Genomic DNA, 21,342 nt, shown 5'->3' with positions numbered 1-21,342 from the left:
ATGTCCCGACTCAACCCCCGGCAGCAAGAGGCCGTGAACTACGTCGGCGGCCCCCTGCTGGTGCTGGCCGGCGCCGGCTCCGGCAAGACCAGCGTGATCACCCGCAAGATCGCCTACCTGGTCCAGCAGTGTGGCATCCGCGCCCAGTACATCGTCGCCGTCACCTTCACCAACAAGGCCGCGCGCGAGATGAAGGAGCGCGTCAGCACCCTGCTGCGCCCCGGCGAAGGCAAGGGCCTGACCGTCTCCACCTTCCACAACCTGGGCCTGAACATCATCCGCAAGGAATACGCCGCCCTGGGCTACAAGCCCGGCTTCTCGATCTTCGACGAGAGCGACGTGAAGGCGCTGATGACGGACATCATGCAGAAGGAGTATTCCGGCGACGACGGCCTGGACGAGATCAAGAACCTGATCGGCGGCTGGAAGAACGACCTGATCCTGCCCGACGAGGCCCTGGCCCAGGCGCGCAACCCCAAGGAAAAGACCGCCGCGATGGTCTACCTGCACTACCAGCGCACCCTGCGCGCGTACAACGCGGTGGACTTCGACGACCTGATCCTGCAGCCGGTGAAGCTGTTCCAGGACAACCCGGACATCCTCGAGAAGTGGCGCAACCGCGTGCGCTACATGCTGGTGGACGAATACCAGGACACCAACGCCAGCCAGTACCTGCTGGTGAAGCTGCTGGTGCAGCAGCGCGCGCACTTCACCGTGGTCGGCGACGACGACCAGTCGATCTACGCCTGGCGCGGCGCGCGCCCGGAAAACCTGATGCAGCTGAAGGACGACTTCCCCTCGCTGAAGGTGGTGATGCTGGAGCAGAACTACCGCTCCACCAGCCGCATCCTCAAGTGCGCCAACGTGCTCATCGCCAACAACCCCCACGTGTTCGAGAAGCAGCTGTGGAGCGAGATGGGCGAAGGCGACCCGATCCGGGTGATCCGCTGCCGCAACGAGGAAGCCGAGGCCGAGCGGGTGGCCATGGAAATCCTCACCATCCACCTGAAGACCGAGCGGCCCTACAGCGAATTCGCCATCCTCTACCGCGGCAACTACCAGGCCAAGCTGATCGAGCTGAAGCTGCAGCACCACCAGATTCCCTATCGCCTGTCCGGCGGCACCAGCTTCTTCGCCCGCCAGGAAGTGAAGGACCTGATGTCCTACTTCCGCCTGCTGGTGAACCCGGACGACGACAACGCCTTCCTGCGAGTGATCAACGTGCCGCGCCGGGAGATCGGCTCGGCGACCCTGGAGAAGCTCGGCAACTACGCCACCGAGCGCGGCTGCTCGATGTTCGCCGCCAGCGGCGAGCTGGGCCTGGCCGAGCACCTGGACGCGCGCTTCGTCGAGCGCCTGCAGCGCTTCAAGCGCTTCATCGACAAGGTCCGCGAGCAGTGCGCGGGCTCCGACCCGATCGGCGCGCTGCGCAGCATGGTGATGGACATCGACTACGAGAACTGGCTGCGGCAGAACGCCTCCAGCGACAAGGTCGCCGACTTCCGCATGGGCAACGTCTGGTTCCTCATCGAGGCGCTGAAGAACACCCTGGAGCGCGACGAGGACGGCGACATGACCATCGAGCAGGCCATCGCCAAGCTGGTGCTGCGCGACATGCTCGAACGCCAGCAGGAGGAAGAGGAAGGCGCCGACGGCGTGCAGATGATGACCCTGCACGCCTCCAAGGGCCTGGAATTCCCCTACGTGTTCATCCTCGGCGTGGAGGAGGAAATCCTCCCCCACCGCTCCAGCATCGAGGCCGACAGCATCGAGGAAGAGCGGCGCCTGGCCTACGTCGGCATCACCCGGGCGAAGAAGAACCTGGCCATGACCTTCGCCGCCAAGCGCAAGCAGTACGGCGAGATCATCGACTGCTCGCCGAGCCGCTTCCTCGACGAACTGCCGCCGGAGGACCTGGTCTGGGAAGGCCAGGAAGATGCCCCGGTGGAGGTCAAGGCGGCCAAGGGCAACGCGGCCCTGGCGGACATCCGCGCGCTGCTCAAGCGTTGAGCCTGCGCGCCGACGCGCTCTTCGTAGGATGGGTTGAGCTTGCGAAACCCATGCGGTCGTGGCGATGGGTATCGCTTCGCTCAACCCATCCTACGATGCTGGCACGGACGGGAAATGCACCGCCAACCTGTAGGAGCGGGCCCTGCCCGCGATTCGCGCGCAGGGCGCGCTCCTACAATGGAATGCCACGGCGACGGCCAGCCGAAGCTGTCCATCCGATCAACTTCTTCTTTTGTCGGAAGGTCGCGCAGGCCGGCGCTTACGAGGTAGAATTGCGCGCTTCATCAGCGGCCTCAGCTCCGCCAGGAAGCCCCCAATTGAACACCCTCAAAGACAAAATCCGCAGCGAAGGCATCGTCCTGTCCGACCAGGTCCTCAAGGTAGACGCCTTCCTCAACCACCAGATCGACCCGCTGCTGATGAAGCAGATCGGCCACGAGTTCGCCGAACGCTTCAAGGGCCAGGGCATCACCAAGATCGTCACCATTGAGGCCTCGGGCATCGCCCCGGCGGTCATGGCCGGCCTGGAGCTGGGCATCCCGGTGATCTTCGCCCGCAAGTTCCAGTCGCTGACGCTGAAGAACGACCTGCTGATCTCCAAGGTGTTCTCCTTCACCAAGCAGACCGAGAGCACCATCGCCATCTCCGCGCGGCACCTGACCGCCGCCGACCACGTGCTGGTGATCGACGACTTCCTCGCCAACGGCCACGCCGCCAAGGCGCTGATCGACCTGATCCAGCAGGCCGGGGCGAGCATCGCCGGCCTGGGCATCGTCATCGAGAAGTCCTTCCAGGACGGCCGCAACCTGCTGGAAAGCGAAGGCTACCGCGTCGAATCCCTGGCCCGGGTGAAGTCCCTGGCGGGCGGCGAGGTCGAGTTCCTCGACTGACTCAGGCTGCGCTGTGAAAAAGGCGGGCGCCCGGCAAGGGTTCCCGCCTTTTTCATGCCCTTCGTTCTCTTCGTAGGAGCGAGCTTGCTCGCGAAAGGGTCTGGCGCCGAAGCGGTTCGCGAGCAAGCTCGCTCCTACACGAAGGCGTCCCGGGTGGCGTGCAGGCCGGCGAGGATCAAGCGCTGGTAGAGCTCTTCGCGCAGGCCATCCGGCTGCTCCAGGCCCATGCGTTGCAGGTGCGCCGGGAAGGCCGCCGGCTCCGGCGCGTCCAGGGTGGCCTTGCCCAGTTCGAGGATCTCGCTGAGCCGGAGCTTGCTCTTCAGCCAGGTCAGCGCCCGCAGCAGATCGCGCTCCTCCGGGGTGAAGTCGCAGCCCAGCGGGTATTCCGGCAATGCCTCGCGATGCTGCGCACAGACCACCTGCAGGCGTTCGGGAAGGTTGTCGCGGTAGCGCCGCTCCAGCTCGAAATCCGCCGGCAGCTTGCCCGTCGCCTTTGCCTCGGCGATGAGGCCGTCCTGGAAGCGTGAATCGGCGATGGCCAGCAGCGCTTCGATCACCTCGGCGTCGTTCTTCCCGCGCAGGTCGGCGATGCCGTACTCGGTCACCACGATGTCGCGCAGGTGCCGCGGGATGGTGGTGTGGCCATAGCTCCAGACGATGTTCGAGCTGACCTCGCCGCCGCTCTCGCGCCAGCTGCGCAGCAGCAGGATGGAGCGCCCGCCGTGCAGCTCGTGGGCCTGGGCGACGAAGTTGTACTGGCCGCCGACGCCGCTGACCACGCGACCGTCCTCCAGTTGGTCGGCCACCCCGGCGCCGAGCAGGGTCACGGTGAAGGCGCTGTTGATGAAGCGCGCATCGCGACGCTGCAGGCGCTTGAGTTCCTCGTCGCGGTAGAGGTTGTTGACGAAGCCGATGCCGGTCATGGCGATGCCGGCCAGGCGCTCGGCCGGCAGTTCGCGCAGGCGCTGGTAGAAGGCCTGCGGGCCGAGGAAGAAGCCAGCGTGCAGCCAGATACCGCCGGCGTCCGCGCGCGGCCGTTCCACCTGTGGATAAACCTGCCGCTTGAGTACGCCGGCCTCGGCCAGGTCCAGCAGGCCCGGCACGAACATCTCGCTGCAACCGTAGAGGCCCTGGCTGAAGGTACCCAACCCACCTTCGCGTTCGATCACTCCGGCGTGGCGCTCGGCGATCTCCAGTTCGGCGAGTAGCGAGCAGTATGCAGCGTTGTCGCGCTGGCGCAGCAGCAGCGCCGAGGTCACCGCATCGCCCATGGCGCCAATGCCGACCTGCAGGGTGCCGCCGTCGCGCACCAGGGCGCTGGCGTGCAGGCCGATGCAGTGGTCCTGCCAGCCCACCGGCATGTAGGGCGTGGAGAACAGCGTGCTGGCGTCCTCCGGCTGTTCCACCAGCAGGTCGAAGATATCTTCGTCGACCTCGGCGTCGCCCGGCATGTACGGCAGGTCACGGTGCACCACGCCGATGCAGAGGATGCGCTCACCGGCCGCGCGGCGGCGGCGCAGCATGGGCAGCAGGTCGAGGGTGATGTCCGGATTGCACGCCAGGCTCAGCCTGCCGGGCCGCGCCGGGTCGCAGGCGACCAGCTGGGCCACGGCGTTGATGCCCTTGGCGTCAAGGTCGCGGGCGACGTGGCTGTAGTTGCAGCTGATGTAGTTCTGTTGCGCCGGCGCGCTGTCCAGCAGGCTGCCCGGTTGCAGGTAGAACTCCTCGACGCGCACGTTCGGCGGCAGGCAGCCCTGGCGCAGGTCGCGCAGGTAGTCGAGCTCCGGGTAGTCGCCGTACAGGCGTTCGACGAAGGGTTCGAGGAAGCGCCGCTGCAGCTCGCTGCCGGCCTGGGGCCGGCCCAGCGACAGTGCGGTGTAGAGCGTCAACTGGCGCGCCGGCTGCTCGCCCAGGCGCCGGTAGAGAAGGTTGACCAGATGGTTGGGCTTGCCCAGGCCCAGAGGCAGGCCCAGGCGAATCGGGCCATCGAGTCCGGCCAGCAGGTGGTCGACGGCTTCGTCGAGGGTGCAGCGGTGCGCCAAGGTACGATCCTCCGTGGTTGCCTGTCCAGTTTGGACCGGAAACCGGCGGGGAGGCTCCGGCGTCTTTTCATTTAAGCGATGCGGTGGTTCAGCGAAGGTGGCCACGCCTGGCTCCGCTCCCTCACCCCAGCCCTCTCCCGGAGGGAGAGGGGGTCGTTCGGAGTGGGTGGGGAATTTGGAGTCATCCTGAAACGCCTACACCTCCTCGTCATTTCCGCGAATGCGGGAATCCAGTGTTTTGCATATGGATTCAGGGAGCTTCGTGATTCCGCTTCACGCCGAACGGTCCCCTCTCCCGCTTGCGGGGGAGGGTTAGGGAGGGGGAGCGGAGTCAGGGTTGGCAGAGGTGTGTGGGTGGGAGTTCGTAACCCTCTCCCCAGCCCTCTCCCTGAAGGGAGAGGGGGCTGTCCTGAGCGAAGGGAAAATCCTGAGTCATCCTGAAACGCCTAACCCTACCCCGTCATTCCCGCGAACGCGGGAACCCAGTGACTGCGGGGTTCGCGAGCAAGCTCGCTCCTACGAAAAGCAAAAGCAAAAGCAAAAGCAAAAGCGCGTTTGCTCTTGGGATTTCCAGAGAAATAGCCGAGCGCACCGAAACGCCCCTTCAGAAGGCCGAGCGAAACCCGCGCTCAGGAGGTCATGCGACATGGATGTCGCGAGAGCCCCGATGGGCTACAGGGACGTACCCTCGGGGCGGGCCTCCGTGGCGGGGGAGTTCGTGAGGGTAGCCCGGCTTTATCGGGCCCGTATGTCGGGGCAAGCCTTTTTGGTTCCTTTTGTGGCGTTTGACAAAAGGGACTCGCCCGAGGGGGCGAAACAAAAAATCTCCGCAGACTCGGTGCGACGCGGTACACCCAAACAAGAAGGCAGCTGGGTTCCCGCGTTCGCGGGAATGACGGGGTGGAGATCGGAGCGCGGGACCAAAGTTCGCAAGCCAAGCCCCAGCCCATACGAAAAATGCCGTTTCCCCAACCAGAGAAACGGCATTCTTTCTTAAGCCGACAGCATCAGCCCGTAAGCGGCTTTTCCTGCCAGCCCGTGGCTCAGAGACCGGACATGTGCTTGATGGCAGCCTTCAGCTCATCGTCCGAACAGTCAGCGCAGGTGCCTTTCGGCGGCATGGCATTGATGCCGGAAATAGCCTTGGCCAGCAGACCATCGAGGCCCCCCTGGTCCTTGGCGCGCTTGTCCCAATCGCCCTTGTCGCCGACCTTGGGCGCGCCCAGCAGGCCAGTACCGTGGCAGTTGGTGCAGACCTTGCCGACGATCTCTTCGCCCGAACGCGGCGCACCGCCACCTCCGGCGGAAGCGACAGCGCCGACGCCTTCGCACTCCTTGCCCTGGACGCAGACCTTGCCCACCGGTTCCAGGCGCTTGGCGATGTCGTCATTGGTCGTGGCTTGGGCGCCAGCGGCCATCAGGGCCAGTACGGCGGCCTGGGCCACCAGGATTTTCTTTATCAGGTTCACCCTTTTACCCTCATCGTGGCTTGTACGCCCGGGCACGGTTTCCATCGCAGTCTAGGTAGCGCGGGCGGCCGCAAGTATAACGGAAGAGCGCGCGTCTGAAACAATTGCAGGGCCCGCGGGGGCCTTGCGTCATACGGTCGCAGGCGGCTCAGCCGCCTCTAAAAATTTGCCGGAGTCGTCGCGCTTATGAGCCTCGCCGGCGCATCGAAGGGGTTGCGGAAGCGATGCGGGCGGGTGCTGTCGAAATAGTAGCTGTCGCCGCTCTCGAGGACGTAGACCTCGTCGCCGACGGTCAGCTCCAGGCGGCCTTCGACCAGCACGCCGGTCTCCTCGCCTTCGTGGGAGTACATGTCGTCGCCGGTGTCGGCGCCTGGCGGGTAGGTCTCGTCGAGCAGCGTGATGGCGCGGCTGGGGTAGGCCTTGCCGATCAGCTTCATGATGATGTCGCCGTCGGACAGGTCGCTGAGCTCGTCCGCCTTGTAGACCACCTGGGTGTTGCTGTCCTGCTCGATGTCCAGGGAGAAGAATTCCACCAGGGACATGGGAATGCCGCCCAGCACCTTCTTCAGGGAGCTGATCGACGGACTCACGCTGTTCTTCTCGATCATCGAGATGGTGCTGTTGGTGACGCCCGCGCGCTTGGCGAGTTCACGCTGGGACAGCCCTTTGAGTTTACGGATGGCTTGTAGGCGAGCGCCAACGTCCAAGGGTGGGGTCCTCCTTATCTTATTTCTTGTTCTGCCAGGCTCTAACGGGCGGAACCCGCCTGCGCCTTGCGGCGAGCGGGTTCCGAAGTGCCCGTATCATGGCAACACCGTTCAGTATTTACAACAGATCGGCCTCGGATACTGCGCAAACTTTACGCAGTTCGTCGCTCAGTCGCCGCTGTAGACCCGCGGTACGCGCTTGAGGTTGCAGAACAATTGATAGGGGATGCTGCCGCACAGGCTGGCGAGTTGGCTGGCCGGGACGTTCGGCCCCCACAGCTCGACGCGGCTGCCCAGGCCGGCGCCGGGCAGGTCGGTGAGGTCGACGGTGAGCATGTCCATGGACACCCGGCCGATGATGCGGCTGGCCTGGCCGTCGATGAACACCGGGGTGCCATCCGGCGCGTGGCGCGGGTAGCCGTCGGCGTACCCCATGGCGACCACGCCGACGCGCACCGGGCGCTCGGCGACGTAGCGCGCGCCGTAGCCCACCGGCTCGCCGGCCGGCAGTTCGCGCACGCCGATGATCTTCGATTCCAGGGTCATCACCGGGCGCAGCTGGTCGGCCAGCGGCTGGGCCTGTTCGAAGGGGGTGGCGCCGTAGAGCATGATGCCCGGGCGCACCCAGTCGCTGGGCACGCTCGGCCAGCCGAGGATGCCGGGGGAGTTGCGCAGGCTGACCTCGTAGGGCTGGCCCAGGCCGGCGCGCACGGCCTCGAAGGCGGCGACCTGCTCCTCGGTGCGTGCGCAGTCCAGCTCGTCGGCGCGGGCGAAGTGGCTCATCAGCACCACCTTGGCCACGTGCGGCAGGGCCTGCAGGCGCGCCAGGGCGGCAGCGTAATCCTGCGGGAAGAAACCGACGCGGTGCATGCCCGAGTCCATCTTCAGCCACAGCGTCAGCGGCTTGGCCGGGCGGGCGCGCTCGATGGCCTCCAGTTGCCAGGCCGAGTGCACCACGCACCAGAAGTCATGGCGCTCGATCAGTTCCAGCTCGCTGGCCTCGAAGAAGCCTTCCAGCAGCAGGATGGGCGCGCGGATGCCGGCTTCGCGCAGCTCCACGGCCTCCTCGATGCAGGCCACGGCGAAGCCGTCGGCCTCCGCCTCCAGGGCCTTGGCGCAGCGCACCGCGCCGTGGCCGTAGGCATCGGCCTTGACCACCGCCAGCGCACGCGCGCCGCTGACTTCGCGGGCCAGGCGGTAGTTGTGGCGCAGGGCCTGGAGGTCGATCAGGGCACGGGCTGGACGCATGGCGGGAACTCTCTGTTATTCGGGTACGGCGCAGCCGCGGGCGAACCCGCGCCGACGAAGACCGTGAAGCAAAAAAAGGCCTGGCAATCCGACCAGGCCCCACGCAAAGGTTTACGGCAGGGCCGCGACCACCGACATCTCCACCAGGATCTCCGGCTCGCAGAGCCTGGCTTCCACGGTGGCGCGGGCCGGGGCGGTGCCTTGCGGCAGCCACTGGTCCCAGACGGCGTTCATGCCGGCGAAGTGCGCGTCGATGTCCTTCAGGTAGATGGTCACCGAGAGGATGCGCGTCTTGTCGGTGCCGGCCTCTTCGAGCAGGCGCTCGATGCTGGCCAGGACTTCGCGGGTCTGCTGTTCGACGCCGGCGGCCATGTCGTCGCCCACCTGGCCCGCCAGGTAGACGGTGCCGTTGTGGACGACGATCTGGCTCATGCGGCCATTAGTGTGCAGGCGCTGGATGGCCATTCTGAGCCTCCGAGGCGTTGCTGTAGCGGGAAATGTCCAGGCCGTCGGTGCTGATCTGCGGGCGCTTCTTCGCCATCAGGTCGGCCAGGTAGCGGCCCGAGCCGCAGGCCATGGTCCAGCCCAGGGTGCCGTGGCCGGTGTTCAGGTACAGGTTGCGGTAGCGGGTGCCGCCGACGATCGGGGTGCCGTCCGGGGTGGCCGGGCGCAGGCCGGTCCAGAAGGTCGCCTGGCTGACGTCGCCGCCCTCGGGGTAGAGGTCGGTGGTGATCATTTCCAGGGTTTCGCGGCGGCGCGGGTTCAGCGACAGGTCGAAACCGGCGATCTCGGCCATGCCGCCGACGCGGATGCGCTGGTCGAAGCGGGTGATGGCGACCTTGTAGGTCTCGTCGAGGATGGTCGAGGTCGGCGCCATGTCCAGGTTGGTGATCGGCACGGTCAGCGAGTAGCCCTTGAGCGGGTAGACCGGGGCGTTGATGCCCAGCGGCTTGAGCATCTGCGGCGAGTAGCTGCCCAGGGCCAGCACGTAGTGGTCGGCGGTGACCAGTTGGCCATCGATCCACACGCCGTTGATGCGGTCGCCGGCAAAGTCCAGGCGCTGGATGTTCTGGTTGAAGCGGAATTCCACGCCCAGGCCCTGGGCCAGTTCGGCCAGCTTGGTGGTGAACATCTGGCAGTCGCCGGTCTGGTCGTTGGGCAGGCGCAGGGCGCCGACCAGCTTGTCGGCCACCTTGGCCAGGGCCGGCTCGACGCGGGCGATGCCGGCGCGGTCGAGGACTTCATAGGGCACGCCGGAGCTTTCCAGCACGGCGATGTCCTTGGCGGCGGAGTCGAGCTGGGCCTGGGTGCGGAACAGCTGGGTAGTGCCCAGGGTGCGGCCTTCGTAGGCGATGCCGGTTTCGGCGCGCAGTTCGTCGAGGCAGTCGCGGCTGTACTCGGACAGGCGCACCATGCGCTCCTTGTTCACCGCGTAGCTGGCGGCGTTGCAGTTGCGCAGCATCTGCCACATCCAGGCGTACTGGCTGGGGTCGCCGGTGAGCTTGATGGCCAGCGGCGCGTGCTTCTCCAGCAGCCACTTCATGGCCTTGAGCGGGATGCCCGGGGCGGCCCAGGGCGAGGCGTAGCCGGGGGAAACCTGGCCGGCGTTGGCGAAGCTGGTTTCCAGGGCCGGGCCGGGCTGGCGGTCGACCACCACCACTTCGAAACCGGAACGGGCCAGATAGTAAGCACTGGCGGTGCCGATCACACCGCTGCCAAGAACCAGAACGCGCATCGCTGCCTCCCACGTCGCGTGGGGCACGCGACGTTTCTTATTTTGAACGTCAGTTGCGCGCAGTATAGGAATTCGACCGCAGAAATAATCACTATTTAACAGGCGGTAATTGAAGGAAATTCTTGGTGAAAACACCTTTCACGGAGGCGCATCCACCAGATAACCAGCAAAAACACCTGAAAAACCCATAGCCATGCAAGTATGTCGGATCGCGGTTTTCAGCAACTAATTCGGCGCACTTCGGCGAACACGGGATTTACTCCCGCCAGGGCCGGGGCCGGCAGGAATAAGCGCTGCCGCGACGCCGGGTCGCAGGCGCCGCCCGACAGGCGGCGGCGCCAGGGAAATCCCCTTACTTGCGTACCCACTTGCCATTGAGCTGGATGTATTGCCCGGACGGGGTGCGGTCCATGGCCTTCTTGCCGGCCAGGGCCTCCACGTCGCCGAGCTTGGCGCCGCTCTGGCCGGCCACCTTCTGGTACTCGGCACGACGCGCGGCGTTGATCTGGGCGGCGATGTCCGCCGCCTGGCCGCTGTTGCTGACCACGCCGAGGTAGCCGTCGGGCTGCTCGCCGACCAGGCCCTGGGCCTTGGCCCCGCCAAGGGCCGACATGGCCTGCTCCAGGCTCATGGCCAGGGCCGGCAGGCTGACGCAAAGGGCCAGCAGGGCGATGCCGAGTTTGCTGCGCAGTGTCATGTAGAAGCTCCTCAGAACAGACCGCTGTTCTCGTTGATGATGCCATCCAGGGCCTTGTCGACCTTGATGTAGATCTCGTGCTCGATCTTCACGTTGAGGTTGATGTTGATCGGCTCCTTGGGCGCCGCCAGCTGTACCGTTGGCGTACAGCCCTGGCTGAGCCCGAGCAGGGCCAGGACGGCGATGAGTGCGCATGGGCGCATGCGGTGTTCTCCTTGCGATCAGGGCGCGGCAGGTGACTGGTTGCGCAGGCGTTCCTGCACGCGCTTGCGGATGGTGTCGCTGACCCGGTCGCTCAGCTGCAGGCTGGTCAGCAGGTCCGGGATGTTCTCCTCCAGGTTGACGTTGAGGTTCACCGGCCGCCCCTGCTCCAGCGCCGGGTTATGGCCGCTGATGGCCAGGGCCAGGAGCAGGCGGCCGCCCTCAGCATAATCCACGCGGCTGGCCAGGCGCTCGTAGCGGAAGTCGTCGAGCATGGTCGCCACCAGTTGCATGGCCGGGTTGCTCTGGCCGAGGGCGCGGATCTTCTCCGAGCGGAACTGCAGGGTGCCCGGCAGCCGCGCGGCGACCTGGCCGCCCTGGATGCGCAGCCCGCCCGGGCCGAGCAGCAGCGGCAGCTCGCCGTCGAGGATGCCGTTGCCGGCAAGGCCCTCGGCGGGATAGGCCTTGAGGATTTCCTCCAGCAGCACGCCTTGCAGATGCAGGCTCTGCGCGGGGTTTTCGCGGGCCAGTTGCAGCGTGCCGCCGTCCAGCCAGGCGCGGCCGCCGAACAGCTTCAACTCGGCCTGGCGCCAGTCCAAGCGGCCGGCCAGCGGCTGGTCCAGGCTGGCGCTGTAGCCGCCCTGGAACTGCAGGGGCCCGAGCAGCACGCCGGGGTTGAGCTGTTCCACGCGCAGGCCGGGCAACTGCAGCGTCAGCTGCGAGCCGCGCAGCTGCAGCTTCGCCTCGCCGTCCAGGCCGTGGATCTCGCTGCGGTCGTAGACGCCTTCCAGGCCCCGGCCGTTCAGCGTCAGGTCCAGCTGCTGGGCGCCCTGCCCCGGCGGCAGGCGCCATTGCGCGCGTGCCTGCAGGCGGCCGTTGTTCAGGCTGAGCAGCGCCGGCCAGTCGGCCAGGCTGGCCGCCAGCGGGTTGCCGCTGCGCAGGAAGAACTCCGGCAGCTGCGCCGTCAGCTCCAGGCTGCCATCGGCCTGGTGGCGCAACTCGACGTCGGCGGCCAGGCCACCGCTGTTCTGCAGCCGGCCCTTGAGCTGCTGCTGTGCCAGGCCGGCGCCGAGTTGGCCCTGGTAGCTCCAGGCGAGCGGCTTGAGGTGCGCCTGGCGCAGCTCGCCAACCGACAGCTGCACGGCGCCGTCGAAGCCCAGGCTGAAGGGCTGGCCGGCGGCGTAGCCCAGCGCCAGGCTGGCCTTGTCCGCCGTCGCGCCGAGCTTGGCGGCCTTCAGCCCCTGGGGCCCGGCCAGGCTGCCCAGGCTCAGCTTGGCGCCCTTGCCCAGGCGCAGGCTGGCCGCGGCCTGGCCAATCTCGCCGTCCAGCGGCAGGTCGAGCGCCGCCTTGCCCAGGCGCAGGCCGGGCAGTTGCAGGTCCGGCACCTGGGCCTGCAAGCGGGCCTGGCTCAGGGCCAGGGACAAGGATTCGCCCTCCACCAGCGCCAGCACGCCTTGCAGGCGCAGGTCGCTGGCGCCCTTGCCGCGCAGGTCCAGGCGTACCGCGCCGGGAGCAGTGTCGTCGGGTTGCAGGCCCAGGCGCAGGTTGGCCGGGCGCAGGCCCACCGGCAGCGTCTGCAGCCAGTCGCCGTAGAGGTCGGCCAGGTAGAGGTCGCCGTCCAGCACCCGCGGCCGCCATTGCCCCGGCGCGGTCGCGGCCGCCTGCAGCTGCAGGTCGCCCTGCAAGGTGCCCAGGCCCGGTAGCGGCCAGGGCTGCGGCAATTGCATGGCCAGCTCCAGTTCGCCCTGGCTGTCGCGCAGTGCGGGCCAGTCCGGCCAGGGGCCATCGCCGCCCAGGGTGCTGTCCCAGCTCAGGCGCAGGCGCCCGGCCTCGGGCAGGGAAACCGGCAGGGTCGGCGTCGGCAACCAGGGCGCCAGCCAGGCGCGCACGGCGTCCAGCGGCGGCACTCCGGGGCTGGCCAGGCTGCCGCGCCAATGGCGCCCGGTCGGCGCCCAGCTGGCGTCGAGGTCGGCCAGGCGTTCGCCATCCAGATCGGCCTTCAGCTCCAGCCGCCAGGCGTCCTGTTCCGGGCGCAGGGTGCCGTCGAGGGCCAGGCGCTGGCCACCCTGCTGCAGTTCGGCGGCCAGGGACGCGGCATTGCCGGGCAGCTGCCGCCAGTGCAGGCTGCCAACCAGGGTGCAGCGCTGCTGCCCGGCGCAGGGCAGTTCGAACTCGGCGTGCTGCAGGACGGTCTGCTGCGGCAGCAGGCCGAGCCACAGGCCCACCTGGTCGGGCGTCGGCCATTCCCCCGCCTCTTCCGTCGTCGCGGCGGCGGGCCAGGAACTCACATGCAACCGCTGCAGCTCCAGGCCACCCAGGCGCCAGCGCCCATCGATGCGCCGCGGCCAGCCCAGGCGCAGCTGATCGGCCTGGATTTCCAGGCGCGAAGCGGATTTTTCCCGCGTTACGGCCAGCCGTTGCAGCGTCAGACCGTCCAATGAAATGCCCGGCCCCTGCCAGTCCAGGCCGGTGATGCCCTGCTCCGCGAGCAGCCGCTGCCAGGCCTGCCCCGCCCAGACGGCGAGCAGCGCGATGAGCAGCGCCAGCAACAGCAGGATTCGGGTACGGGTCGAGCGCATGCCAGGCTCCGGCGGCGAAGTGGAAGGCCCGCGCATCCGGCGCGGACCTGGGAACAGGCTGGCGGCGTGCCCGCAGAAGATCAAGGGGCAGTGATATCCACTGGCTTAACGTCTATATTTGGCGACAATCACCAACCATAAGCACCGCCCCCGAGCAGCCTCCATGAGAACCCAGCACCAAAGCCGCCGCGAACTGGACAAGATCGACCGCAACATCCTGCGCATCCTCCAGGAAGAAGGGCGCATTTCCTTCACCGAGCTGGGCGAGCGCGTCGGCCTCTCCACCACGCCCTGCACCGAGCGGGTGCGCCGCCTGGAGCGCGAAGGCATCATCATGGGCTACAACGCCCGGCTGAACCCGCAGTACCTCAAGGCCAGCCTGCTGGTGTTCGTCGAGATCAGCCTGGACTACAAGTCCGGCGACACCTTCGAGGACTTCCGCCGCGCCGTGCTCAAGCTACCCCACGTGCTGGAATGCCACCTGGTGTCCGGCCACTTCGACTACCTGGTGAAGGCGCGCATCTCGGAGATGGCCTCCTACCGCAAGCTGCTCGGCGACATCCTGCTGAAGCTGCCCCACGTGCGCGAGTCGAAGAGCTACATCGTGATGGAAGAGGTCAAGGAGAGCCTGACCCTGCCGATTCCCGACTGATCGCAACAGCTTGTCGAGTTTTTACGGCTTCCCCCCTTGGCGTGGCGGGAAGCCGGCGTTTATCCTGCGTAAAATTTTAACAACACAACAATCAGGATATCGCACATGAACGCCCGCGTTCGCCTCCCGGTGCACACCGACCAGCACGCCCCTTCCTACTACGCCGCGACCCTCAACCGTCGCATCCAGTGCCCTCCCCTGGCCGGCGAGGAAGTGGCCGACGTGTGCATCATCGGCGGCGGCTTCTCCGGGCTGAACACCGCCATCGAGCTGGCCGAGCGCGGCTTCTCGGTGGTCCTGCTGGAGGCCCGCAAGATCGGCTGGGGCGCCAGCGGGCGCAACGGCGGCCAACTGATCCGCGGCGTCGGCCATGGCGTCGAGCAGTTCGAGCCGGTGATCGGCAAGGACGGCGTGCGCCAGCTCAAGCTGATGGGCCTTGAGGCGGTGCAGATCGTGCGCCAGCGCGTGGAGAAGTACGGCATCGACTGCGACCTGACCTGGGGCTACTGCGACCTGGCCAACAAGGCCGCGGACCTCGAGGGCTTCCGTGAGGACTACGAAGAGCTCAAGAGCCTGGGCTACACCCACGAGCTGCGCCTGGTCCCGCAGGAGGAAATGCGCAGCATCGTCGGCGCCGACTGCTACGTCGGCGGCATGGTGGACATGGGTTCCGGCCACCTGCACCCGCTCAACCTGGCCCTGGGCGAGGCGGCCGCCGCGCAGTCCCTGGGCGTGCGCCTGTTCGAGGACTCGCAGGTCACCCACATCGACTACGGAGCCGAAGTGCGGGTGAGCACCGCCAAGGGCAGCGTGCGCGCCAAGACCCTGGTGATCGGCTGCAACGCCTACCAGAACGGCCTGAACAACTACCTCGACGGCAAGGTGCTGCCCGCCGGCAGCTACGTCATCGCCACCGAACCGTTGCCGGCGGACCTCGCTCACGAGCTGCTGCCGCAGAACATGGCGGTGTGCGACCAGCGCGTGGCCCTGGACTACTACCGCCTTTCCGCCGACAACCGCCTGCTGTTCGGCGGCGCCTGCCACTATTCCGGGCGCGACCCGGCGGACATCGCCGCCTACATGCAGCCGAAGATGCTCAAGGTATTCCCGCACCTGGCCGACGTGCGCATCGACTACCAGTGGGGCGGCATGATCGGCATCGGCGCCAACCGCCTGCCGCAGATCGGCCGCCTGCCCGGCCAGCCCAACGTGTATTTCGCCCAGGCCTATTCCGGCCACGGGGTGAACGCCACCCACCTGGCCGGCAAGCTGCTCGCCGAGGCCATCGCCGGGCAGCAGGGCAGCGGTTTCGAGCTGTTCGCCAAGGTCCCGCACATCACCTTCCCCGGCGGCAAGCTGCTGCGTTCGCCGCTGCTGGCGCTGGGCATGGCCTGGTATCGCTTCAAGGAGGCGCTGAGCGGCTAGAATCTCCGGCAGTTCCGCTGCGGCGGACGGCCTGGAGACTCCCGCTTGCTACAACGCTTCCTGTTGCTGGCGCTGCTGCTGCTCGGCGGTTGCGCCAGCGTTCCCCTGCCCACGCCCTCGCACGCCCTGTCGCCGGGCGGCACGGCCCTCGGCGACGCCGTGCAGCAGCGCGCGGCGGCGCACCCCGGCGCCTCCGGCTTCCGCCTGCTGGCCTCCAGCAGCGACGCCTTCCTCGCCCGTGCCGAGCTGATCCGCGCCGCCCAGCGCAGCCTGGACATCCAGTACTACATCGTCCACGACGGCCTCACCACCCGCGCGCTCATCCACGAGCTGCTCAAGGCCGCCGACCGCGGCGTGCGCGTGCGCGTGCTGATCGACGACACCAGCAGCGACGGCTGGGATTACGAGATCGGCGTGCTGGCCGCCCACCCGAACATCCAGGTGCGCCTGTTCAACCCGCTGCACCTGGGCCGCAGCACCGGCATCACGCGCAACCTCGGGCGCCTGTTCAACCTCGCCGAGCAGCACCGGCGCATGCACAACAAGCTGTGGCTGGCCGACAACAGCGTGGCCATCGTCGGCGGGCGCAACCTGGGCGACGAGTACTTCGGCGCCAAGGCGGAAATGAACTTCAGCGACCTCGACCTGCTCGGCGTCGGACCAGTGGCCACGGAGCTGGGGCAAAGCTTCGACCAGTACTGGAACAGCGCCATCAGCCGCCCCATCGAGGACTACCTGTGGGGCAAACCCGAGCGCGCCGACCTCGAACGCGCCCGGCGCGGCCTGGACAGCTACCTGGAGAAGAGCCGGGTTCGCCACTCCGCCTACCTGCAGCGCCTGCACCTGCGCGAGGCCTCGTCGAACCTGGACACCTGGCTCGACGACCTGGTCTGGGCCCCGGGCCGCGCCATCTGGGACGATCCGCTGAAGGTCCTGGACCGCGGCCAGAGCCGACCGCTGCAGCAGCTGAGCACTCAGCTCGAACCGCTGTTCCGCCAGGTGTCGAAGGAACTGATCCTGGTCTCGGCCTACTTCGTGCCCACCGACAGCGGCGTCACCTACCTTACCGGCCGCGCCGACAACGGCGTCAGCGTGCGCCTGCTGACCAATTCCCTGGAGGCCACCGACGTGCCCGCCGTGCACGCCGGCTACGCGCCCTACCGCATGGCCCTGCTGGAGCACGGCGTGCAGCTCCACGAACTGCGCGCCCAGCCGGACCAGCGCCTGGCCGGCGCACCCTGGACGGTGCGCGGTTCCAGCAGCGCCAGCTTGCACAGCAAAGCCATCGTCTTCGACCGGCGCCAGGTGTTCATCGGCTCCTTCAACTTTGACCCGCGCTCGATCATCTGGAACACCGAGGTCGGCATCATCGTCGACAGCCCGGAGCTGGCGGAGCAGACGCGCAAGCTGGCGCTGGCCGGGATGTCGCCCAGCGTCAGCTACCAGGTACGCATCGACCGTAGCGGCAGCCGACCGAGGCTGACCTGGGTCGACGAGCGCGGCGGCCATCCGCACGTGCTGCACCACGAGCCGGGCAGCCTGTGGCGCCGCTTCAATGCCTGGATTGCCGGCGCCATCGGGCTGGAGAGGATGCTGTAGGAGCGCGCCCTGCGTGCGAAATCGCGGGCAGGGCCCGCTCCTACATGATGGGGCCCCGCTTTTCGTAGGAGCGAGCTTGCTCGCGAACCCTGGGTTCCCGCGTTCGCGGGAATGACGAGGTGGGGTTAGGCGTTTCAGTTTGACTCCAAACTCCCCACCCACTCCGAACAGCCCCCTCTCCCTTCAGGGAGAGGGTTGGGGAGAGGGCGCTCTCAAACCCAGCACCTAAAGCCCCCTTCGCGAGCAAGAACCAGGCATCCCCTCGCCCCTCCGAAGAGCAATGAGCCCCGAACCTAACGCCCGCTAGCCTCCGGCAGCTCATCGCCCTGCAACTCCGCCGGCGGCAAGCCCTTGCGCCACACCAGCACAACGAAGCCAAAGGCACCCAAGGCCATCATCAACGGCAGCGCATGGCCGCTCACCCACTGGCTGACCGCGCCAGTGGTCAGCGGCCCTATCAGGCAGCCGATGCCCCACAGCTGGGCGATGTGCGCGTTGGCGCGGACCAGCGCATCGTCGCGGTAGCGCTCGCCGATGAGGATCAGCGAGAGGGTGAACAACCCGCCGGCGCTCGCGCCGAACAGCACCAGCACCGGCCAGATCGCCGGCCCGTGCAGCAACAACGGGATGCCCAGGCTGCTCAGCAGCAGGACGATGCCGCAGCCCTTGAACAGCGTCTGCCGCGACACCCGGTCGGCCAGCCAGCCGATGGGCAGCTGCAGCAGCGCGTCGCCCACCACCACCACCGTGACCATGGTCAGCGCCACCGCCTGGGTGAAGCCCTGGCGCACGCCGTAGACCGGCAGCAGGGTGAGGATCATCGCCTCGAAACCGGCGAACAGCACCACCGCCCAGGCGATGGCCGGCAGCTTGGCGCAGAAGGCGAACAGCCCGCGCCCCGAGGCGCTGTGCGGGTCCACCCTGGGCGCGCCGCCGCGACCGACGAGCAGCAGCGAACCGCACACCAGCAGGCCGACGCCCAGCCAGAAGCCGCGGTCGTCGGCGGTGCCGATGAAGGTCAGCAGCACCGGGCCGGACAGCTGGCTCAGCGCATAGCCGGTGCCGTACAGGGCCACCAGGCGGCCGCGCCATTTCTCCACGGCCAGCTGGTTGATCCAGCTTTCGCCGAGGATGAACACCACGGTCAGTTGCACACCGATCAGCAGGCGCAGCGCCAGCCACACCGGGTAGTTCTGCAGCAGCGCCAGCAGGCCGACGGAAAAGGCCCCGCTGAGCAGACACCAGCGCATCAGCCGCGGCGTGCCCAGGCGGGCGGCCAGGCGCCCGGAAATGAGCGCGCCGAGCAGTACGCCGACGGCTGGCGTGGCGGCCATCACGCCGATGGCGAAGCTGCCGTAGCCCCAGCCTTCCAGGCGCAAGGACACCAGCGGCATGGTCAGGCCGAGGGCCAGGCCGATGCTGATGACCGACAGGCAGACAGCAGAATAGGCACCCCAACGCATTGTCGTTCTCCCGTTCCATCCGGAGCGCACTCCGGGCCAGATGCCGAGCCCGGTGCGCAATGCAAAGCGGCCGGGCTCCCCAAGGGAAACCCGGCCGCGGGTATGGCTCTTTGTCAGAGCCGGCCCCGGCGAGGGGGCCGACCTAGCCTGGACAGCTTACAGCTTGATCCAGGTGGCCTTCAGTTCAGTGTATTTATCGAAGGCGTGCAGCGACTTGTCACGGCCGTTGCCCGACTGCTTGAAGCCACCGAACGGAGCGGTCATGTCGCCGCCGTCGTACTGGTTGATCCACACGCTGCCGGCGCGCAGGGCCCTGCCGATCAGGTGGGCCTTGGACAGGTTGCTGGTCCAGACCGCGGCGGCCAGGCCGTACGGGGTGTCGTTGGCGATGCGCACGGCTTCCTCGGCGTTCTCGAACTCGATCACCGACAGCACCGGCCCGAAGATTTCCTCGCGGGCGATGCGCATGGCGTTGGTCACACCGTCGAAGATGGTCGGCTCGACGTAGGTGCCGCCGGTCTCTTCCAGGGTGCGCTTGCCGCCGGCCACCAGCTTGGCGCCGTCGTCGTGGCCGGCCTGGATGTAGCTCAGCACGTTGTTCATCTGGGTGGTGTCGACCAGCGCGCCGACGTTGGTTTCCGGGTCCAGCGGGTTGCCCGGCTTCCAGGCCTTCAGCGCTTCGACCACCAGCGGCAGGAACTCGGCCTTGATGGATTTCTCCACCAGCAGGCGGGAACCGGCGGTGCACACTTCGCCCTGGTTGAAGGCGATGGCGCTGGCGGCGGACTCGGCGGCGGCCTTCAGGTCAGGCGCGTCGGCGAAGACGATGTTCGGGCTCTTGCCGCCGGCTTCCAGCCATACGCGCTTCATATTCGACTCGCCGGCGTAGACCATCAGTTGCTTGGCGATCTTGGTCGAGCCGGTGAACACCAGGGTGTCGACGTCCATGTGCAGGGCCAGGGCCTTGCCCACGGTGTGGCCGAAGCCCGGCAGGATGTTCAGCACGCCTTTCGGGATACCGGCCTCGACGGCCAGCTGGGCGACGCGGATGGCGGTCAGCGGCGACTTCTCGGACGGCTTGAGGATCACCGAGTTGCCGGTGGCCAGGGCCGGGCCGAGCTTCCAGCAGGACATCAGCAGGGGGAAGTTCCACGGCACGATGGCGGCGACCACGCCCACGGCTTCGCGGGTGACCAGGCCCAACTGGTCATGCGGGGTGGCGGCGACTTCGTCGTAGACCTTGTCGATGGCTTCGGCATTCCAGCGGATGCTGTTGGCGGCGCTGGCGACGTCGATGTTCAGCGCATCGCTGATCGGCTTGCCCATGTCCAGGGTTTCCAGCAGGGCCAGCTCTTCGGCGTGCTGCATCATCAGCTCGGCGAAGCGGATCATGACCTTCTTGCGCTTGGCCGGCGCCTGGCGCGACCACACGCCGGACTCGAAGGCGGCACGGGCAACCTGCACGGCGCGCTCGGCGTCGGCGGCGTCGCAGCTGGCGACCTTGGCCAGGAAGCGACCATCCACCGGGCTGATGCAGTCGAAGGTGGCGCCATCGGCGGCATCGACGTACTGGCCGTCGACGAAGGCGCGGCCTTCGATCTTCAGGTTCTGGGCGCGAGCTTCCCAGTCGGCGCGAGTGAGGGTACTCATGACAACTTGTCCTCTTATTGAATTACTTATCGAAGTCCCGGCGCCCCGGGGATGGGCGCGCTGTCAGAAATTCTGCAAGGCGGCGCGAGGGCCACGCTGTCCGCCACCCTAAACCGGGATGGGCGAATTTTCAATATTTTTGACACTTTGGCGCCAAAACGCCTTGTCACGTTCGTTTTATTAAACATAGACTCGATCGATTCCGCCTCCGTCCGGGCCCGCCCGCAGTGGCGGGGGCACTCGCACAACCCACAATAAAACGAGAGTCAGCATGAACATCGAGCAGATCGTCGACTTCGCCCAGGCCGGCACCGCCGCCGAGCACTACCGCCCGGCGCCGGAGAAGGTCCTCAAGGGCGATCCCGAGCAAAGCGTGCGCAACCACTACGCCAGCCCCTGCGGCCAGTTCAACGTCGGCATCTGGGAAGGCGCGGTCGGCCACTGGACCGTCAGCTACACCGAGCACGAATACTGCGAGATCCTCCAGGGCGTGTCGGTGATCCGCGACGCCGACGGCGACGCCAAGACCGTGCGCACCGGCGATCGCTTCGTCATCCCGGCCGGCTTCAAGGGCACCTGGGAGGTGCTGGAGCCTTGCCGCAAGGTTTATGTGATCTTCGAACAGAAGGCTTGATAGCTGTTTGACGAAAAACGCCGCTTTTCCGGTGAGGGGAAGCGGCGTTTTTGTTTCTGCGTGGTGCTCGCATTTCGTAGGAGCGAGCAAGCTCGCTCCTACAAAAAAACCCACCACCCCCAACGCGCAGACATGAAAAAACCCGCCAATTGGCGGGTTTCTTCGCAAGGGCCGGATCAATTACTTGATCTTGGCTTCCTTGTAGATCACGTGCTTGCGAACGACCGGATCGAACTTCTTGATCTCGATCTTCTCAGGCTTGGTGCGCTTGTTCTTGTCGGTGGTGTAGAAGTGGCCGGTACCGGCACTGGACACCAGACGGATCAGTTCACGCATGATTG

General features: G+C 67.1%; 18 protein-coding genes. 6 read left to right on the top strand and 12 right to left on the bottom strand.

Annotation, left to right across the window (positions count from 1 at the left end; all coding sequences use genetic code 11):
* Together rep and M8R19_RS17160 are read left to right on the top strand one after the other, a co-directional pair.
* The gene (gene rep, locus M8R19_RS17165) at nt 1-2,010 is read left to right on the top strand and encodes a DNA helicase Rep (protein ID WP_249918409.1); all 2,010 of its coding nucleotides are present in this window, start codon (nt 1-3) and stop codon (nt 2,008-2,010) included.
* Nucleotides 2,011-2,327: 317 nt separating this feature from the next.
* A complete protein-coding gene (locus M8R19_RS17160) occupies nt 2,328-2,900 on the top strand; it encodes a xanthine phosphoribosyltransferase (RefSeq protein ID WP_249918408.1) in 573 nt (190 codons plus the stop codon).
* Nucleotides 2,901-3,034: 134 nt separating this feature from the next.
* On the opposite strand, the gene M8R19_RS17155 is transcribed toward M8R19_RS17160, so the two are convergent.
* The 9 genes from M8R19_RS17155 to M8R19_RS17115 form a co-directional block, all read right to left on the bottom strand.
* Nucleotides 3,035-4,873 carry an acetyl-CoA hydrolase/transferase C-terminal domain-containing protein gene (locus M8R19_RS17155; protein WP_249920190.1) on the bottom strand — a complete coding sequence of 613 codons (1,839 nt, stop codon included), beginning with the start codon at nt 4,871-4,873 and terminating at the stop codon, nt 3,035-3,037.
* Nucleotides 4,874-5,985: 1,112 nt separating this feature from the next.
* The gene (locus M8R19_RS17150) at nt 5,986-6,411 is read right to left on the bottom strand and encodes a c-type cytochrome (RefSeq protein WP_074983207.1); all 426 of its coding nucleotides are present in this window, start codon (nt 6,409-6,411) and stop codon (nt 5,986-5,988) included.
* Between the two features lie 158 nt (nt 6,412-6,569).
* Nucleotides 6,570-7,118 carry a cupin domain-containing protein gene (locus tag M8R19_RS17145; RefSeq protein ID WP_009614094.1) on the bottom strand — a complete coding sequence of 183 codons (549 nt, stop codon included), beginning with the start codon at nt 7,116-7,118 and terminating at the stop codon, nt 6,570-6,572.
* Between the two features lie 168 nt (nt 7,119-7,286).
* The gene (gene alr, locus M8R19_RS17140; RefSeq protein WP_249918407.1) at nt 7,287-8,366 is read right to left on the bottom strand and encodes an alanine racemase; all 1,080 of its coding nucleotides are present in this window, start codon (nt 8,364-8,366) and stop codon (nt 7,287-7,289) included.
* A gap of 111 nt (nt 8,367-8,477) precedes the next feature.
* Entirely contained in the window at nt 8,478-8,831 is a 354-nt protein-coding gene (locus M8R19_RS17135) for a RidA family protein (RefSeq protein ID WP_043268137.1), read from the bottom strand.
* On the bottom strand, nt 8,806-10,101 hold the full coding sequence (gene dadA, locus M8R19_RS17130) for a D-amino acid dehydrogenase (protein WP_249918406.1): 1,296 nt from the start codon (nt 10,099-10,101) through the stop codon (nt 8,806-8,808). Before dadA ends, M8R19_RS17135 begins: the two co-directional genes overlap by 26 nt.
* Nucleotides 10,102-10,453: 352 nt before the next feature.
* A complete protein-coding gene (locus tag M8R19_RS17125; protein WP_249918405.1) occupies nt 10,454-10,798 on the bottom strand; it encodes a YdbL family probable chaperone protein in 345 nt (114 codons plus the stop codon).
* 11 nt (nt 10,799-10,809) lie between these two features.
* Entirely contained in the window at nt 10,810-11,001 is a 192-nt protein-coding gene (locus M8R19_RS17120) for a YnbE family lipoprotein (RefSeq protein WP_009614103.1), read from the bottom strand.
* 18 nt (nt 11,002-11,019) lie between these two features.
* A complete protein-coding gene (locus M8R19_RS17115) occupies nt 11,020-13,578 on the bottom strand; it encodes an intermembrane phospholipid transport YdbH family protein (protein ID WP_249918404.1) in 2,559 nt (852 codons plus the stop codon).
* A gap of 163 nt (nt 13,579-13,741) precedes the next feature.
* Here M8R19_RS17115 and dadR point away from each other — a divergent pair, with 163 nt between their 5' ends.
* The 3 genes from dadR to M8R19_RS17100 all read left to right on the top strand — a co-directional run bounded on the left by dadR (nt 13,742) and on the right by M8R19_RS17100 (nt 17,254).
* Nucleotides 13,742-14,230 (top strand): transcriptional regulator DadR, encoded by a 489-nt coding sequence (gene dadR / locus M8R19_RS17110; protein WP_009614106.1) that lies wholly within the window; start codon nt 13,742-13,744, stop codon nt 14,228-14,230.
* A gap of 105 nt (nt 14,231-14,335) precedes the next feature.
* Complete coding sequence (locus M8R19_RS17105) at nt 14,336-15,655, top strand: NAD(P)/FAD-dependent oxidoreductase (RefSeq protein WP_249918403.1); 1,320 nt, start codon at nt 14,336-14,338, stop codon at nt 15,653-15,655.
* A gap of 45 nt (nt 15,656-15,700) precedes the next feature.
* The gene (locus tag M8R19_RS17100) at nt 15,701-17,254 is read left to right on the top strand and encodes a phospholipase D family protein (RefSeq protein ID WP_249918402.1); all 1,554 of its coding nucleotides are present in this window, start codon (nt 15,701-15,703) and stop codon (nt 17,252-17,254) included.
* A gap of 293 nt (nt 17,255-17,547) precedes the next feature.
* On the opposite strand, the gene M8R19_RS17095 is transcribed toward M8R19_RS17100, so the two are convergent.
* Nucleotides 17,548-18,717 carry an MFS transporter gene (locus tag M8R19_RS17095; protein WP_249918401.1) on the bottom strand — a complete coding sequence of 390 codons (1,170 nt, stop codon included), beginning with the start codon at nt 18,715-18,717 and terminating at the stop codon, nt 17,548-17,550.
* Nucleotides 18,718-18,873: 156 nt separating this feature from the next.
* Nucleotides 18,874-20,367 carry an aldehyde dehydrogenase gene (locus M8R19_RS17090; RefSeq protein WP_074983226.1) on the bottom strand — a complete coding sequence of 498 codons (1,494 nt, stop codon included), beginning with the start codon at nt 20,365-20,367 and terminating at the stop codon, nt 18,874-18,876.
* A 271-nt stretch (nt 20,368-20,638) separates the two neighbouring features.
* Between M8R19_RS17090 and M8R19_RS17085 the strand changes: the two genes are divergently transcribed.
* Entirely contained in the window at nt 20,639-21,001 is a 363-nt protein-coding gene (locus tag M8R19_RS17085) for a cupin domain-containing protein (RefSeq protein ID WP_249918400.1), read from the top strand.
* A 180-nt stretch (nt 21,002-21,181) separates the two neighbouring features.
* On the opposite strand, the gene rpmG is transcribed toward M8R19_RS17085, so the two are convergent.
* Nucleotides 21,182-21,337 carry a 50S ribosomal protein L33 gene (rpmG, locus tag M8R19_RS17080; protein WP_009614117.1) on the bottom strand — a complete coding sequence of 52 codons (156 nt, stop codon included), beginning with the start codon at nt 21,335-21,337 and terminating at the stop codon, nt 21,182-21,184.
* Nucleotides 21,338-21,342 lie beyond the last annotated feature (5 nt).

This window comes from Pseudomonas sp. R3.Fl (genome assembly GCF_023516765.1).
GTDB classification, from domain to species: Bacteria; Pseudomonadota; Gammaproteobacteria; order Pseudomonadales; family Pseudomonadaceae; genus Pseudomonas; species Pseudomonas citronellolis.
Note: the sequence above shows the minus strand (reverse complement) of the source record. Positions and strands in the feature narration are given on the sequence as shown.

Excerpts from the sequence above, each read along its gene's own strand:
- rep (WP_249918409.1), top strand. The coding sequence starts at position 1 with ATGTCCCGACTCAACCCCCGGCAGCAAGAGGCCGTGAACTACGTCGGC.
- alr (WP_249918407.1), bottom strand. The coding sequence starts at position 8,366 with ATGCGTCCAGCCCGTGCCCTGATCGACCTCCAGGCCCTGCGCCACAAC.
- M8R19_RS17135 (WP_043268137.1), bottom strand. The coding sequence starts at position 8,831 with ATGGCCATCCAGCGCCTGCACACTAATGGCCGCATGAGCCAGATCGTC.
- dadA (WP_249918406.1), bottom strand. The coding sequence starts at position 10,101 with ATGCGCGTTCTGGTTCTTGGCAGCGGTGTGATCGGCACCGCCAGTGCT.
- M8R19_RS17125 (WP_249918405.1), bottom strand. The coding sequence starts at position 10,798 with ATGACACTGCGCAGCAAACTCGGCATCGCCCTGCTGGCCCTTTGCGTC.
- M8R19_RS17120 (WP_009614103.1), bottom strand. The coding sequence starts at position 11,001 with ATGCGCCCATGCGCACTCATCGCCGTCCTGGCCCTGCTCGGGCTCAGC.
- M8R19_RS17115 (WP_249918404.1), bottom strand. The coding sequence starts at position 13,578 with ATGCGCTCGACCCGTACCCGAATCCTGCTGTTGCTGGCGCTGCTCATC.
- dadR (WP_009614106.1), top strand. The coding sequence starts at position 13,742 with ATGAGAACCCAGCACCAAAGCCGCCGCGAACTGGACAAGATCGACCGC.
- M8R19_RS17105 (WP_249918403.1), top strand. The coding sequence starts at position 14,336 with ATGAACGCCCGCGTTCGCCTCCCGGTGCACACCGACCAGCACGCCCCT.
- M8R19_RS17095 (WP_249918401.1), bottom strand. The coding sequence starts at position 18,717 with ATGCGTTGGGGTGCCTATTCTGCTGTCTGCCTGTCGGTCATCAGCATC.
- M8R19_RS17090 (WP_074983226.1), bottom strand. The coding sequence starts at position 20,367 with ATGAGTACCCTCACTCGCGCCGACTGGGAAGCTCGCGCCCAGAACCTG.
- M8R19_RS17085 (WP_249918400.1), top strand. The coding sequence starts at position 20,639 with ATGAACATCGAGCAGATCGTCGACTTCGCCCAGGCCGGCACCGCCGCC.
- rpmG (WP_009614117.1), bottom strand. The coding sequence starts at position 21,337 with ATGCGTGAACTGATCCGTCTGGTGTCCAGTGCCGGTACCGGCCACTTC.